Origin of the sequence: Bacillus sp. BML-BC051 (assembly GCF_019656175.1) — a bacterium.
Taxonomy (GTDB): domain Bacteria; phylum Bacillota; class Bacilli; order Bacillales; family Bacillaceae_G; genus Bacillus_A; species Bacillus_A mobilis.
Window position 1 is genome coordinate 1 of the sequence record NZ_BPLI01000033.1, and the last position, 15,766, is coordinate 15,766.

Annotated in this window: 14 protein-coding genes and 12 tRNA genes; 2 read left to right on the forward strand and 24 right to left on the reverse strand. The window is 38.0% G+C overall.

Going from position 1 to position 15,766, the window contains the following annotated elements; translation table 11 throughout:
• Positions 1–22 precede the first annotated feature (22 nt).
• The 13 genes from K5S59_RS14945 to K5S59_RS15005 form a co-directional block, all read right to left on the reverse strand.
• A tRNA-Gly gene (locus K5S59_RS14945) sits at positions 23–93 on the reverse strand.
• 1 nt (position 94) lies between these two features.
• Positions 95–171: transfer RNA gene (locus K5S59_RS14950), tRNA-Pro, on the reverse strand.
• 3 nt (positions 172–174) lie between these two features.
• Positions 175–251 (reverse strand) — tRNA-Arg (locus K5S59_RS14955).
• Positions 252–348: 97 nt separating this feature from the next.
• Positions 349–431, reverse strand: a tRNA-Leu gene (locus K5S59_RS14960).
• Between the two features lie 16 nt (positions 432–447).
• Positions 448–520: transfer RNA gene (locus tag K5S59_RS14965), tRNA-Lys, on the reverse strand.
• Between the two features lie 5 nt (positions 521–525).
• Positions 526–600: transfer RNA gene (locus tag K5S59_RS14970), tRNA-Gln, on the reverse strand.
• Positions 601–687: 87 nt separating this feature from the next.
• Positions 688–763 (reverse strand) — tRNA-Asp (locus tag K5S59_RS14975).
• 3 nt (positions 764–766) lie between these two features.
• Positions 767–843, reverse strand: a tRNA-Met gene (locus K5S59_RS14980).
• A 24-nt stretch (positions 844–867) separates the two neighbouring features.
• Positions 868–943 (reverse strand) — tRNA-Val (locus K5S59_RS14985).
• A 4-nt stretch (positions 944–947) separates the two neighbouring features.
• Positions 948–1,022 (reverse strand) — tRNA-Glu (locus tag K5S59_RS14990).
• 8 nt (positions 1,023–1,030) lie between these two features.
• Positions 1,031–1,121: transfer RNA gene (locus K5S59_RS14995), tRNA-Ser, on the reverse strand.
• 3 nt (positions 1,122–1,124) lie between these two features.
• Positions 1,125–1,199: transfer RNA gene (locus tag K5S59_RS15000), tRNA-Asn, on the reverse strand.
• 114 nt (positions 1,200–1,313) lie between these two features.
• Complete coding sequence (locus K5S59_RS15005; protein ID WP_000339982.1) at positions 1,314–1,772, reverse strand: SprT family protein; 459 nt, start codon at positions 1,770–1,772, stop codon at positions 1,314–1,316.
• Positions 1,773–1,967: 195 nt separating this feature from the next.
• Here K5S59_RS15005 and cmpA point away from each other — a divergent pair, with 195 nt between their 5' ends.
• Positions 1,968–2,084, forward strand: coding sequence for a cortex morphogenetic protein CmpA (gene cmpA / locus K5S59_RS15010; protein WP_001143639.1), 117 nt, complete (start codon positions 1,968–1,970; stop codon positions 2,082–2,084).
• Between the two features lie 57 nt (positions 2,085–2,141).
• On the opposite strand, the gene K5S59_RS15015 is transcribed toward cmpA, so the two are convergent.
• The 6 genes from K5S59_RS15015 to acpS all read right to left on the reverse strand — a co-directional run bounded on the left by K5S59_RS15015 (position 2,142) and on the right by acpS (position 8,086).
• Entirely contained in the window at positions 2,142–4,310 is a 2,169-nt protein-coding gene (locus K5S59_RS15015; protein WP_120449371.1) for a Tex family protein, read from the reverse strand.
• Positions 4,311–4,378: 68 nt separating this feature from the next.
• Complete coding sequence (gene ndoA / locus K5S59_RS15020; RefSeq protein WP_000635963.1) at positions 4,379–4,729, reverse strand: type II toxin-antitoxin system endoribonuclease NdoA; 351 nt, start codon at positions 4,727–4,729, stop codon at positions 4,379–4,381.
• A gap of 4 nt (positions 4,730–4,733) precedes the next feature.
• Entirely contained in the window at positions 4,734–5,021 is a 288-nt protein-coding gene (locus K5S59_RS15025; RefSeq protein WP_000004570.1) for an antitoxin EndoAI, read from the reverse strand.
• Between the two features lie 310 nt (positions 5,022–5,331).
• Positions 5,332–6,501 (reverse strand): alanine racemase, encoded by a 1,170-nt coding sequence (gene alr, locus K5S59_RS15030; RefSeq protein WP_000390589.1) that lies wholly within the window; start codon positions 6,499–6,501, stop codon positions 5,332–5,334.
• Between the two features lie 118 nt (positions 6,502–6,619).
• Entirely contained in the window at positions 6,620–7,570 is a 951-nt protein-coding gene (locus K5S59_RS15035) for a LolA family protein (protein ID WP_033656280.1), read from the reverse strand.
• Positions 7,571–7,726: 156 nt separating this feature from the next.
• A complete protein-coding gene (gene acpS, locus K5S59_RS15040; protein ID WP_000635045.1) occupies positions 7,727–8,086 on the reverse strand; it encodes a holo-ACP synthase in 360 nt (119 codons plus the stop codon).
• Between the two features lie 92 nt (positions 8,087–8,178).
• Between acpS and K5S59_RS15045 the strand changes: the two genes are divergently transcribed.
• Positions 8,179–8,751, forward strand: a complete 573-nt coding sequence (locus K5S59_RS15045) for a rhomboid family intramembrane serine protease (protein ID WP_000928973.1) — start codon at positions 8,179–8,181, stop codon at positions 8,749–8,751.
• Here K5S59_RS15045 and uvsE read toward each other — a convergent pair.
• From uvsE to K5S59_RS15070, 5 genes are all read right to left on the reverse strand, one after another.
• Complete coding sequence (gene uvsE, locus K5S59_RS15050) at positions 8,744–9,706, reverse strand: UV DNA damage repair endonuclease UvsE (protein WP_097845755.1); 963 nt, start codon at positions 9,704–9,706, stop codon at positions 8,744–8,746. The two genes, K5S59_RS15045 and uvsE, sit on opposite strands and share 8 nt — an antisense overlap.
• A gap of 93 nt (positions 9,707–9,799) precedes the next feature.
• Positions 9,800–11,383, reverse strand: a complete 1,584-nt coding sequence (gene cshA, locus K5S59_RS15055) for a degradosome RNA helicase CshA (protein ID WP_000206603.1) — start codon at positions 11,381–11,383, stop codon at positions 9,800–9,802.
• Positions 11,384–11,688: 305 nt separating this feature from the next.
• Positions 11,689–13,065, reverse strand: a complete 1,377-nt coding sequence (gene murF, locus K5S59_RS15060) for a UDP-N-acetylmuramoyl-tripeptide--D-alanyl-D-alanine ligase (protein ID WP_000610685.1) — start codon at positions 13,063–13,065, stop codon at positions 11,689–11,691.
• Positions 13,066–13,125: 60 nt separating this feature from the next.
• Positions 13,126–14,211, reverse strand: coding sequence for a D-alanine--D-alanine ligase (locus K5S59_RS15065; RefSeq protein ID WP_000161440.1), 1,086 nt, complete (start codon positions 14,209–14,211; stop codon positions 13,126–13,128).
• Between the two features lie 233 nt (positions 14,212–14,444).
• Complete coding sequence (locus K5S59_RS15070) at positions 14,445–15,716, reverse strand: MDR family MFS transporter (protein WP_000799708.1); 1,272 nt, start codon at positions 15,714–15,716, stop codon at positions 14,445–14,447.
• Between the last annotated feature and the right edge of the window lie 50 nt (positions 15,717–15,766).

Genomic DNA, 15,766 nt, shown 5'->3' on the forward strand with positions numbered 1-15,766 from the left:
GTTCAGTTTTCAAAGAACTAAAAGCGGGTGAAGAGAATCGAACTCTCGACCAGAGCTTGGAAGGCTCTTGTTTTACCACTAAACTACACCCGCGTGGTCGGGAAGACAGGATTTGAACCTGCGACCCCCTGGTCCCAAACCAGGTGCTCTACCAAGCTGAGCCACTTCCCGTTATGGCGCGCCCGAGAGGAGTCGAACCCCTAACCTCTTGATCCGTAGTCAAACGCTCTATCCAATTGAGCTACGGGCGCTTATTCATGATGTTTTTTCGTCGTTGTATTTTGGCGACTCAATTATCTTATCATACTACATTTTCAAATGCAAGTACTTTTTAAAAAAGATTTTTGATGCGGCCGAGAGGACTTGAACCTCCACGGGGTTTCCCCCACTAGGCCCTCAACCTAGCGCGTCTGCCGTTCCGCCACGACCGCGCGGAAAAAACAAAAGTGAGCCATGAAGGATTCGAACCTTCGACCCTCTGATTAAAAGTCAGATGCTCTACCAACTGAGCTAATGGCTCGTAAATGGCTGGGCTAGCTGGATTCGAACCAGCGCATGACGGAGTCAAAGTCCGTTGCCTTACCGCTTGGCTATAGCCCATCGAAATGTTTATCTTCTTTTCAAAGACAAAAGTTATTGTAACATAATGTCCAATAAAAAACAACTGCCAAATAGCAGAAGTTAAAATGGCGGTCCCGACCGGGGTCGAACCGGCGATCTCCTGCGTGACAGGCAGGCATGTTAACCACTACACCACGGGACCATTTGGTTGCGGGGACAGGATTTGAACCTGCGACCTTCGGGTTATGAGCCCGACGAGCTACCGTGCTGCTCCACCCCGCGATAATACTACTTATATAATTTATATGGTGGAGGATGACGGGATCGAACCGCCGACCCCCTGCTTGTAAGGCAGGTGCTCTCCCAGCTGAGCTAATCCTCCGAAGTGGTGACCCGTACGGGATTCGAACCCGTGTTACCGCCGTGAAAGGGCGGTGTCTTAACCACTTGACCAACGGGCCAGTATATATGGCAGAGAAGAAGGGATTCGAACCCTCGCACCGCGTTAGCGATCTACTCCCTTAGCAGGGGAGCCCCTTGAGCCACTTGGGTACTTCTCTGTATGGCTCCGCAGGTAGGACTCGAACCTACGACCGATCGGTTAACAGCCGATAGCTCTACCACTGAGCTACTGCGGAATAATAAAGACAATTTGTATCTTATAAAATTTCTCATCGTAAGTCAAGATGTTTTTTCACAGCATCTTGTACACACGTGACATGTTTATAATATACTGGATTGCGTTTTCACTGTCAAGATGTTTTCTTTATCAGCTTCAGTTTTCCCTTACACTTTCCGCAGACATATCTTTTGGTATTTATTTGACGTCTTCTTACATATTGAAGCAAACAGCCCATACATTCATACGTATAAACCTTCTTTTTCTTCTCTTCATTAATTATTCGTTTACAGAAGCGTGGCGCATCAACTTCTTTTAACAATTCACGAAAATCTCTATCCCGGTGCTTATAGCCCCTTCCTGTAATATGTAAGTGATAATGACAAAGCTCATGTTTAATGATTCCGACTAACTCTTCTTTCCCATATATTTCGTAATATCGATAATTCAGTTCAATATTGTGTGTATTCAATAGATAACGTCCACCAGTTGTACGCAACCTACTATTAAACATAGCTTTATGTAAAAATGGCATTCCGAAGTATTGTAGTGATACTTCTTCCACCAGACGCTGTATTTCTTGCGCATCCACTCTCATTCCTCCTAAACTAAAAAATATTTTTACACTTTTCTCCTCCCTTATACATATATTAAATAGTACATATACCCATCCTCATTCAAGAAGCGTGGTTTCTAAAAACATAGCATAAATAGAAATCCACTCACCAACCTCTCATCAATAGTACCTTAGATTTTTGAGAGTAGGATTAAACAAGGAGGGATTCCTATGCCTACGTGGCTAAAAAAACAAATGCAACGCGCATATTTTGAAAAAAACCGGCATCAAATTAAATTACTAAATGAGTGCTGGTTTTATTATAGCAAAATACACCAAAGCTCATAATCCATTACACATTTTATCCCATAAAAAAAGAGCAGTTTCATCTGCTCTCTTCTCTTACTATTCAATCGGCAACATAGATAGTGCAACGCGACCTTTTTTCGTATCAATATCATCTACCCATACTTTGACGATTTGTCCGACAGATACAATATCTAACGGATGCTTCACATACTGTTTACTCAGTTTAGAAATATGTACTAAACCATCTTGTTTTACACCTACATCAACAAAAGCGCCAAAATCAACAACGTTACGAACTGTTCCTTCCAGTTCCATACCACGTTTTAAATCTTCTAATTTCAAAATCCCTTTTTTCAGAAGCGGTTTAGGCAACTCATCCCTCATGTCTCGCTCTGGACTAATGAGTGCATCTATAATATCAACTAGCGTCGGTTCTCCAACTCCCGTTTCTTCCGATAACTTAGAAATCTCCACTTCTTCTAAGCTCTTTTGCAACTGCGGCTGCCCTACATCATCTTTTGATAACCCTAGACTCTTCAATAACAATTCAACATTTTTATATTGCTCTGGATGAATACCCGTTCTATCTAACGGATTTGCCCCTTCTAATATACGTAAGAAACCTATACATTGTTCATATGTCTTCGCACCTAGACGAGGTATTTTCTTTAAGTCTGTTCGTTTTGTAAATTTCCCTTCTTCTTCACGCTTTGCCACAATATTTTTCGCAACAGTTTTCGATAAACCCGAAACATATTGTAATAAAGCAACTGAAGCTGTATTTACATTCACACCGACTTGGTTAACTGCCGTCTCTACTACAAACGTCAATGATTCATTCAACCTCTTTTGCGATACATCATGTTGATATTGTCCAACCCCAACTGATTTAGGGTCAATCTTTACAAGTTCAGCAAGCGGATCTTGCAGACGTCTGCCGATAGAAACAGCACTTCTTTCTTCAACCTGTAAATCCGGGAATTCCTCACGTGCTAAATCAGAAGCCGAATACACACTCGCACCAGCCTCGTTCACAATAATATAGAAGACTTCTTGTTTCACATTTTGTAATACATCAACTATAAATTCTTCCGATTCTCTAGAAGCTGTACCATTCCCAATCGCAATCATTTCAACTTGATATTTATCTATAATAGAAAGAACTTTCGTTTTTGCATCTTCATATTTACGCACTGGTGGATGCGGATAAATAACATCAATATATAGAACTTTCCCCGTATCGTCTACAATAGCTAATTTACAACCCGTTCTATATGCAGGATCTACCGCTAACACAACCTTCCCTTTCATTGGAGGTTGTAATAACAAATTACGTAAGTTCTCAGAGAAAATATGTATCGCTTGTTCCTCAGCTGTTTCTGTTAATTCTTTTCGAATCTCTCTCTCAATAGAGGATTGAATCAATCGTTTATAACCATCCTCAATCGCTAACTTTACATAATGTGCACTTTTAGAATCATTATCACGAATTACTTTCTTATATAAGAAAGTTACTATCTCATCTACTGGTGGAACAACAGAAACTCTCAATATATCTTCTTTCTCACCGCGGTTCATCGCTAATACACGATGCGGTACTACCTTCTGCAACGGTTCTTCATAACTGTAATACATTTCATATATATTCTTTTCATCTTTCTCTTCATCTTTTACGGACGAAGACATAACACCTTTTCTAAAAGTAACATTTCGAATCCAACTACGATACGCCGCTTCATCTGAAACGATTTCTGCAATAATGTCTTGGGCACCTTGCAATGCCTCTTCTGCAGACTGTACTTCTTTCTCTGCGTTAATAAACTCCACTGCCTTCTGATTTGGATCTTCTTTCTTATATAACAATAACCATTCAGCTAACGGCTCTAGTCCTTTTTCTTTCGCAATCGTTGCTTTCGTTCTTCTTTTCTCTTTATATGGACGATATAAATCTTCTACTTCTTGCAACTTTACAGCCTTAACAATTTGCTGACGTAACTCTTCTGTCAGTTTCCCCTTCTCATCAATAAGACGAAGGACCTCTTCTTTCCTATCTTCAAGCTGCATCATATATTGCCATCTCTCTAAAATTACACGAATTTGCACTTCATCCAAAGAGCCTGTCCATTCTTTTCGGTAACGAGCAATAAATGGAACTGTGTTACCTTCTTCTGTTAATTGAATAACATGACGAACTTGCTTTTCGGTAAAGCCTAATTCCTTCACTAACATTTTCATTAACGCTTGTCGATTATCTACCATTTCCATATACAACCGTAACCTCCTCTATAATAAAAAAAAGTTGCCCTGTAAAGAGAGCAACTTAAACTGCCGATTTAAAAATCTATTAGTCCTAAACTAATTTGTAGCGCTTCATCTACACGAATCATCATCACTTCATCTAAGTGAGTGATTTTGTCCGTTAAGCGCTGCTTATCGATTGTTCGAATCTGCTCAAGTAAAATAACAGAATCTCTCTCAAAACCGTACTTTTTCGCATCAATTTCCACATGAGTGGGTAATTTAGCTTTTTGAATCTGTGCAGTAATAGCCGCTACAATCACCGTTGGACTAAAACGATTTCCGATGTCATTTTGAATGACAAGAACCGGACGAACGCCTCCTTGCTCAGAACCAACAACTGGGGAAAGGTCTGCAAAATACACGTCGCCGCGTTTTACAATCAAAATATTACCCCCCGCTAACTAAGCGTTCTACTGTATGAGCTGCTTCATACTCTGCTAAGAAAGCTTCAGATGCAATACCAAGATTAATTTTTCCCATTTCAATGTACCCACGTCGCATTGATTCATGTTGGTAGCGTTTCTTCGTCTTATGTTGACGCAATAACAGTTGTGTTGCCTGGCAAATTAGTTCATGGCGATTCTTATTCTCTTGTTTTCCAATTCCGTCCAATTCCGTTACCATTTGCTTTGGCAACCGAACCACGATTTCAGTAGTTACACTTGATTCGGACACAAAAATACACCTCCACCGTCAACTACACACCCAAATATATATATGACACCTATTGTAATAATACCATTGTATGGAGCCTGTTGCAAAGACTTCCTTATTCCTTGCTTATGTTTTCCAATTCACAAACAAAACATTCATATTCTTTTATTTTTTATCTCATTACAAACAAGAAGCGAAAGAGTTTCTCCGCAAAATTCACGTTAAATTATGTTAAAAGTAACTATAAGTACAAAGCTTCTCATCAAAAACGAGCTTATTCTTAACCAATGAACAGTCCTCTCAAATGACAAGAAGCAAAACATACTACCTTCTATATATTATTCAAATAATTAATTACCTCTACAACCTTACCATGCCGTATAAATATTCTCGGCACACGGAAACTTATCGTCGCAATAATCTCATAATTAATGGTCCCGGAGTATTCAGCAACCTCAGTAGCACTAATATACTCATCACCTTGTCTTCCAATGAGTGTAACTTTCGTACCAAGCGGCACTTCACAAGGAAGATGTATCATGAATTGATCCATTGTTACTCGACCTACAATCGGTACCCTTTTACCATTTATAAGCACTTCAAACCCTTGTAACCTTCTAAGCCATCCATCTGCATATCCAATTGCAACGGTTGCAATCCATTCTTCCGTTTTCGTTCGATAAGTGACGTTATAACTAATTCCATCCCCTTTAATCACCTGTTTAATATGAGCAACTTTCGTATGCAATGATAGCGCTGGCTCTAATTTAAACGGTAAAAAAGGGCGTATTTCTACAGATGGGGATAACCCATACATCGCAATGCCAATTCGTACTGCATTAAATGTAATCCCTTGAAAACGTAGCGTTGCAGCACTATTAGCTGTATGGACAAACTTAGGATCTACTCCGAATTCTTTCAACCAACTTAACTGCTGCAAAAATGTGTTATATTGCTTATCAAAGTAAGAAGTCTCCACCTCATCCGCTGTTGCAAAATGCGTATAAACTCCTTCTAATTCTAAAAATGGTGCACCTTCTAAACTCTTTAAAAACCCTTTTAATTCTTTGCGTTCGCGTATTCCAATTCTTCCCATGCCACTATCGAAATTAATATGGTATTTCATTATAGATGAACCATCCCAAAGTTTGATCGCTTCATCCACCCATTCTTTTTGAAAAACAGTTAACGCTACATCATTTTCAGCAGCTACGTTGACATCACGAGGCGGGGAAGGACCTAACACTAAAATCGGCACAGTAATACCAGCCCTTCGAAGCACTAAAGCTTCATCTAAAAAGGCAACCGCTAACCTTGTCGCCCCTGCTTCTAATGCCGTTTTAGCTACTGGTACATAATCGTGTCCATATGCATTCGCTTTAACTACAGCAAAAATCTCTACATTACTTGGAATGAAATTTTTAATGTGTGTAATATTGTTATAGATCGCATCTAAATCCACTTCCACCCAAGTGTCACGGTAAAATGGTGCTTCTTCCATAAATACACTTCCTTATACACGATATGCGAAGCTTATTCTTTTATATGCTTCTTTTATGAAATCCACCCTTCAAACTAAGAAAAGACGTGGTGCACATATATCACCACGTCTAAGAAGTTTACTTCACTTGCTTCTCTGTAACTGAACGAGCAACCATTAATAGCTCCTTCGGCTCTAAACCTTTAGACACGAGCATATATTCTACTCCGTTATGCGACCACGTTAAAGAATCTTTCGTCAATGCCCCAATTGTAAAGCCAAGATCAACCAATTCTCCGCTCACACTTATCGCTGACGAAGCCTCTGCAACTTTTGCCTTTTCTTGTATCAAAGTAAAGGATTTCTTACTTCCAGTGTATGTGAGTATCGCACGCTTGCCACTGTCTGTCTTCAACTCTTTTTCATCTTTCAAAACCATACCTTGCGGCGTATCACGCGGATACAAAATCGCAAATGGTTTGTCTTCTTTCGCCGTTGTTGGAACATCTACTTGCGCTCTAGACATATTTTGTTTCGTATCAAATGCACCTTTATCAAATTTCGCATCAAATTTCACTTTTGAGAAATCTACTTTCACAAGAACATTTTGATCATTATCCATTAACTTCACCGAAACTGGTGTTAAATCACTTTTCTTCAATGTAATCTCTTGTTTTGGTAACATGTTTTGATGTTGATAGTTTGTTTTTGTTTTAAAAATATAATACTTATCTGTTTTTTCAAAAGTAAGGTTTTTCTTATCCTGCAAAATATCTCTCACAAGGGATTCATATAAATAAGCTTGGCTACTATTTTGTGGCCAATCACTTTGGAAACGGAAACTCTTATTAAGCGCTGGCGTTAATACAAATACCCCTTCTTCATTCCTTAAAATAATTTGGCTTTGGTCTTTCTTCGCATTCTGCAAATTCACACGATAAAAAGAAGGTTCCTTATGCCATATTTCTACTTTATACTCCTGAGGCTCATTCCCTGTTTTAATAGATAGTTTTGCTTCAGCTTGATAACTTTTCATCCCTTTTACTTTCGCCTCTAAATCTCTCACAACATCATCTTGTTTCTTTTCCATACAACCCGCCAACACAAAAACGGTTAATAAACCGACAAGAACTAAAAACAGACGCCTTTTCATCACTTCAGCCCCTTTGCCCCTATAAATGAATGGAAGATGTGCCTTCCTTATCGCTACATCAAATATATGAGACAAAGATATAAAATATGCAGACTAGCGTGACGAGCTTTCTAAAACAACTTGAGCAACAGCAAATTCCCTACTATGACTAATTGATAAATGAACAATATGCTCTGTACTTGTAACGACAATCGGCTTACCTCTATCATCATTTCTTACTTCAATATCTAAAAAACTTACTTCTTTCCCGATACCAGTCCCTACCGCTTTTGAATACGCCTCTTTCGCTGCAAATCTTCCAGCTACAAACTCTGTAAGACGACTTCCCTTCAGTTCCTTAGCAACATTACGTTCACTTTCAGTTAAAATACGCTCCATAAATTTAAGCTTTCCATCTAGCATTTTTTCAATTCGATTCAATTCAATAATATCGATTCCAATCCCTACAATCATTTCAAAATCCCCTTCTTCTATTTAGCTTTCTTTTTTCATACTGTAAGAATAACAGAGAATCTTTCTGATGCAAAAGGAGTGATACTAACAACATGCTAATGCCATCCGTCCGCATTCCCTTACAACCAATCGTCATCGCTTTACTTCTCATACAATTAGTCATGATTATGTTAGGCGACTTTTTTCTCTTTCCCATGGCATCCTATAATGAATATATCGCTAAAGGAGAATGGTGGCGTCTCATAACTTCCTTACTTGTACATGTAGACTTACAACATTTCCTCTCTAATAGTATTTGTTTATTTGTACTTGGCTCTTCTATTGAAAAACAACTAGGGCACTTTTCTTTCATCATTATTTTTTTCCTTTCTGGCATTCTTGGAAATATTTCTTCTTACCTTATTATGCCACTTGAATATATTCATGCCGGGGCATCTGGTGGTATTTTTGGATTGCTAGGAGCACAATTATTTCTATTGTATAGTCGATATCGTTCTTCCAACTCAAGAGACATTGCTATTTTTTCAATCATGATATGTATATTACTACTATTCACTTTCTTCAATCCCTCCGCTAACCCTATAAGTCATTTAACAGGATTGATCATTGGTGGTATTTGCACTCCTTTATTAGCAAAAAAATTCGATGGTGCAGAGCTTATTTAATATAAAAGCTCGCACCATCGACAATTTCTACCTCTGTTTGTTTACTTAAATCTCTCATTAATTGAAATAAAGACTCATCCTTCTTCTTCGCCTCAATCATACAATCAATTTGCGGAACACTTCCCTTTATCTTTTTTAAAAAAGATAAAAAAGTATCTACGTCAATAAAGTCCGCATGCGCTCTCGGGTCTTTCCCTTCTCTAGGACTAGAAATGTGCATTTTCACTGGTAACAAAGACGACTCCCACGTATGTACAACACGCGCCCAATCTTCATGCCAATCTTCTCGATCATGATTCATCATATGGTGATGCAAATCAAACACGACTGGAATATCTAACTTTTCACCTAAATACAATGTTTCTTCTAAAGAAAAGGTCGTATCATCATTTTCTAATATGACCATCTCTTGGATACCTCTTGGAACACTTGACCAATTTTCTATAAAGCGTTCTAATGCGAGCTCCTTATCGTTATAACCTCCACCCACATGTAATACGCATCGTTGCTTATGTTCAATTCCCATACCTTTTAATAATTTTTTATGCATCTGCAATGTTTTTACAGATTGCTTAAAAATTTTCTCCTCAGGTGAATTCAGCACAACAAAATGATCTGGATGGAAATCAATACGCATATTCATTCGAATAGCGTAATCACCTAGCACTTTTAAATTTTCTTTTAAGGGGCGTATATATTTCCACTCTAACAACTCCTCATGGTTTGCTAATGGAACGAGCTTGGAACTAAGCCGAAAGAAAGATATATCATGCCCTTTATTATGCTTCAATAACCGTAAACAATTTTCTAAATTTGAATTAGCAATTCTTTCAAGTTTACGAATTGCAGCCTCTCGGTCATCAATTCGTTGAAACTGCGCATATGTCATCGTTTGAGATGGAGATGCGTTCTTTACATGTACACTCATCGCAACATACCCAAGTCTTACAAGCATGTAGCACCTCTTTTCTACACAAGTTATTATGTAGTATGTACAATTACAGAAATAAAAAAAGAGAATGCCCGCAAAGGGCATTCTCTTTTTTTATTAAGCTTGTGGACGGCTATGATGTTTTCTTTCGCCGCGTCCATTTGAAGATCCAGGACGACCTTGACCTTCGCCTTTACGACCACGGCTACCGCCATCACGATTGCGATCACGGTTACGGCCATCGCCACCACCGCGTCCATCACGATTGCGATCACGGTTACGACCATCGCCACCGCCGCGTCCGTCACGACTACGATTACGGTTACCATCACGGTATCCGCCTCCGTTACCGCCGCGTTTTTTAGAACCGCCACCTCTTGAAACAACTGGTGGTTCCGATGTTAAAGCGATTGGAGTTGTATCTGGCTCTTTTGTCATCATTTTTAAAGCAGCAGCTACTACTGTTACAGAGTCGTTCTCTTCTAACATTTCTTCTGCAATACGCTTGTAGTATGATAAATTCTCATTTTGAATTGTGCTTTGAAGTTTTTCAGCGATTAAACGTTGTTGACCTTCTAATGCCTCGTCAAGTGTCGGTGCTTCCATACGATCAACTTTACGTTTTGTTGTGCGCTCGATATTTTTTAATTGTCCTGATTCACGTGGTGTTACAAATAGCATTGCAATACCTTTTTTACCAGCACGGCCAGTACGACCGATACGGTGAACGTATGATTCTGGATCTTGTGGGATATCGAAGTTATATACGTGTGTTACGCCTGAAATATCAAGACCACGTGCAGCAACGTCTGTTGCAACAAGAACTTCAATAGCACCTTCTTTAAATTTACGTAATACAGACATACGCTTCGCTTGTGTTAAGTCACCGTGAATACCTTCTGCTGCATAACCACGTAAGTTTAACGCTTCTGATAATTCATCAACACGACGCTTTGTACGACCGAATACGATTGCAAGCTCTGGAGATTGAATATCTAGTAAGCGTGTTAACACGTCAAACTTTTTCTTTTCTTGCACTTCTAAATAGAACTGCTGAATGTTTGGCATTGTTACTTCTTTTGCTTTTACTTTAATGTGTTGAGGCTCAGTCATGAAACGCTCAGCAATACGACGGATTGGATCTGGCATTGTCGCTGAGAATAATAATGTTTGATGTGTTTCTGGCACATCTGTTAAAATCGCTTCAATATCTTCAATGAAGCCCATGTTTAACATTTCATCCGCTTCGTCAAGAACAACAGTCTCTACGTTTTGTAAACGAAGTGTTTTACGGTTAATATGATCTAAAATACGACCCGGCGTACCAACAATAATGTGTGGGTGTTTTTTTAGAGCACGAATTTGGCGGTTAATATCTTGACCACCATAAATTGGTAGAATACGAACGCGCTTGTGTTTACCAATTTTGTATAACTCTTCTCCAACTTGAATTGCTAATTCACGCGTTGGCGCGATAACAATACCTTGAACTGCTTCTTTATTTGTATCCACTTTATCTAATAGTGGTAATCCGAATGCTGCCGTTTTCCCTGTACCTGTTTGTGCTTGCCCAATAATATCTTTACCTTGCAATGCATGTGGAATTGTCTCAGCTTGAATCGGTGTAGCCTCTTCAAAGCCCATACTTTCAACAGATTGCAGTAAAGATTCACTTAATCCTAATTCTCGAAATGTTGTCAATGTTACTTCTCCTTTTCTATCCTATACTTATCATTTAAAAAAAGGCGTTTTCCGAATTTGCGGAAAAGCCCTTTTCCTGAATGCTCACGTATATAAACGGGCGTATATTCTTCGCGAAAATACTTCTAAACGTTATTACACTTTATCAATTATAAGTTTTGTATGTGCAAAAAGCAAACCCAACTGTTACCTTATTTTCATATTCAGAGTTTTTTTCTTCACTTTTATTTTTTTATGTTTACTGTAAGCGCTTATTATAAGTTTCTTCTATTTTCGCATCTATCATCCCTATTTATATACACCAATTATTTCAACATCGTAATTACTTCTTCTAATTTCATACCGCGAGATGCTTTTATTAATACAACATCTTTCACATCAACTACTGCTTGTAACTCTTTCGCTAGCTCTTCTTTATTATCATACGCTTTTACACGCTCAGTAGGGAAATTAATTTTCGCTCCTTCAGCAATTTGAGCCCCTAATTTACCATATGTGAACACATATGAGATTTTTGCTGGATCGATTAATTTACCTACTTCATAATGAAACTGTACTTCTTGATTTCCAAGCTCTAACATATCGCCGAGTACAACAATCTTTTTAGCAAATCCATCTAAACCATTCATTAAATGGAATGCTGCTTCCATAGCTGTTGGACTTGCATTATAGGCATCATTGATAATTGTTAAACCACTATTTGTTTTTACAATCTCCATACGCATGCCTGTCATTTGAAGTGTTACTAGACCTTCTTTCATCTCTTCCCAAGTTACACCGAAATGTTTCGCAATCGCCATTGAAGCAAGCGTATTGTACACATTGTGTTTTCCTAATACTGGTAGATAGAATGAAATATTTTCTTCTCTATTCATTTTAAAGTGCGTCCCAGTTGCCTGTAATGTTACAGTCGTTGGATAGTAATCATTTGCTCTAGCGTCACCAAACGTAACTGTTTCCGCTATTAAATTCATTTCAGGAACACGATTTGTTAATAATGGCTCATCTCCGTTATATACGAATACTCCACCTTCTTGTAATCCTGTCACAATTTCTAATTTCGCTTCAGCAATCGCCTCACGAGAGCCTAAGTCCATTAAATGTGCCTCACCAATGTTCGTAATGATAGCTGCATTTGGACGTGCTAACTTAGATAAAAATTCAATTTCCCCTCGGCTCGACATACCCATTTCTAATACAGCTACTTCTGTATTTTCTTCTAAGTTTAAAATAGTAAGAGGTAACCCGATATGGTTATTGAAGTTGCCTTCTGTTTTTTGAACTTTGAATTTAGTTGCAAGAAGACTTGTTACAATATCTTTTGTAGATGTTTTACCGTTACTACCTGTCACACCAATAACCTTAACATCCAATTGATCGCGATAATTTTTCGCTAACATTTGTAATGCCGATAGCGTGTCTTCTACAAAAATAACTGGAAGATTCTCAGGTGGATTTGCTACATCTTTCATCCATAATGTCGCCACAGCACCATTTTCAACAGCTTTGTCTACAAAAGCATGTCCATCGAAACGTTCACCTTGAATTGGAACATATAAGTTTCCCTTTTCAATTTTTCTCGTATCAATAGACACTCCTTGTATAGTAATTCCCTCATATTGCTCTGCTAATCCCGTACCATTTACCATCTGCTCTACTTGTTTTAACGTTCGATTTATCATGAAAACACTCCTTACATAGAGGAAGCACTATTCCTGCGAATAGTGCTTCCTCCTTTTTTGTTAGATTGTATATTTAATTTTTTGTTTTTCCTCGTGACGCGCAATTGCTAAATTGATTAGCTCTTCAATTAATTCCGGATACGGTAATCCAGTATGTTGCCATAATAGAGGGAACATACTAAACGGCGTAAATCCTGGCATCGTATTCACTTCGTTAATATATACTTCTCCATCTTTCGTTAAGAAGAAATCAGCTCTTGTTAATCCAGCACCATCTAAAGATTGAAATGCAATAATCGCATCTCGCTTAATAACATTAGACTCTTCTTCTGTCATTTCAGCTGGAATAATTAACGCTGTATCACCATCGATATATTTCGACTTATAATCATAGAAGTCTTTTTTCGGTACGATTTCACCTACAACTGAACATTTCGGTTCATCATTACCTAGTACACCAACTTCTACTTCACGTCCAATAATATTTTCTTCTACAATAATTTTGCGGTCAAATTGGAACGCCTCTTCAAATGCATTCTCAAGCTCTTCACGATTTTTACACTTATTAATACCAACACTTGAACCAAGGTTTGCTGGTTTTACGAAGCAAGGATATCCTAAAACTTCTTCTACTTTTTCATATGCTGTTTCACAATCTTTTTCCCATGTGCTACGAATGAATGATGCATATTTTGCTTGTTTTAATCCAGCTTCTGCAAAGATGTTTTTCATAACAACTTTATCCATGCCAGCAGCAGATGCTAGAACACCATTTCCTACATAAGGAATGTTCATTAATTCTAATAATCCTTGAACCGTTCCATCTTCACCATTTGGTCCATGTAATAATGGGAAAATAACGTCGATAGCATTTTCCTCAGAAGCTGCAGATGGAATGATCTCTGTGCTTAATGATAACGGAGAAATCGCATTTTCTGCACCGCTCATTTTTAGAACTTCAACATCTGTTACTTCACCTTCAATACGCTCACCGCGCACCCATTGACCTTGTTCTGTAATATAAATCGGATGAATCTCGAATTTATCTTGATTTAATGCTTTAATAGCAGCAAGAGCCGTTTGTAGCGAAACTTGATGCTCAGCTGATTTTCCACCATATAATAAACCTAATTTAATTTTTGTCACTGAAATCACCCTAACCAATTGTTTTCATTTTTCTATTTTAGCACTTTTTATAAAAATAGGTAGTTCCTATTTGAAATAAAATGTAACTTCCACAAATAAATAAATGACACCACTTATTGGTTTTCTATACTTTTTTCACTTAAATTTCTTCATACATATATAAAATTACAACTCAATCTAGTTATGTACCTAGAATATGTAGAAATCCCCTTTTTGTGTATGTCATCTACTCATTAAGAAGATTGTTTAGTCAGTGTGCCTTTTTGCCTTTGTTCAACGAGACGATCTAAAGAAACATATACAATACCTGCAACTACACATCCTATAGCTAAAATTGTAAATAGAAAGTGGCCAAGTAATCGGTCCAATAAAAAACCTCCAAGGAGTGGACCGAGTGCACCTCCTGTAATCCACTGCAAACTCGCAGCTCCCATATAAGTCCCTCTCAAATGCTCAGGAGCCAAATTCGCTACAAACGTCATCTGTACAGGCGACATAATCATCTCACCTAATGTATATATGGCATAAACAAACAGCAACGTGATTAAAATAATCATAGCATTTGCATCAAATTCTCCAAACCACTTCGGTAACCACCCTATAAAGAACAAACCAATCCCGAACAAACATGCACCATATAACATCGTCTTCCCGACAGGTTTATCTGTGGCCCATTTTGAAATTGGAAATTGAAACAACACAACTAATAGTCCATTTAAAGCCATTAAATATGGATATGGGTTGTTAGTTCCAAAAATACCTTTCATTTCATTATCAAAGTGCAGTGGCAACATGCCTTCTGTTTGAGAAAATCCCATCGAAATAATGATACCTGCTAATAAATAAATCACTAGTGCCTTATCTCTCATTAATATTTTCCAAACCGCCCCTGATTCCTTTTCTTTATTCTCTTCTTTATTCACGTTCTTTGGCATTGTCTCTTGGATAAGAATGAATACAAGTAATGCATAAAATAACATCGTAGAAGAGGCAATAATAAACACAAGATTCTTCGAAAACATAACTACTGAAGCGCCCATTATCGGGCCAATTGCAGCACCTATATTGTGCCCCATTCGCAATAATCCGTATGCTTCTGTTCTCTTTTCTGGAATTGTTACATCCGCAACCATCGCTGATGCAGCTGGATGAAATAGCGAATTACTTAATCCTAAAAAAACAGATAAAATCGCGTAAGGAATAAATCCTTCTATAAATAAAAAACCGAGCATTAATACCGCATTACTCGTCATCGAAAATATCATAATTGGCTTTCTTCCATATATATCAGCAATTCTTCCCCCTATAATTGATCCAAAGCTTGCAGCAATTGGAGAAAGCGCCATAATAACTCCAACCTGCAATAATGAATCTACCTTATCTTTTAAATATAATGCAAAAAAAGGCATCAACATCATCATTGCAATTCCATTTAACGTCTCACCAATAAACCGTATCCATACGTTACGGTCCATCTCTCTTAACTCATGCCACGTATTTTTCATCATTCCACCCCTTTAGTTCACCAACAATCATCTTATAATAATTTCAGAAG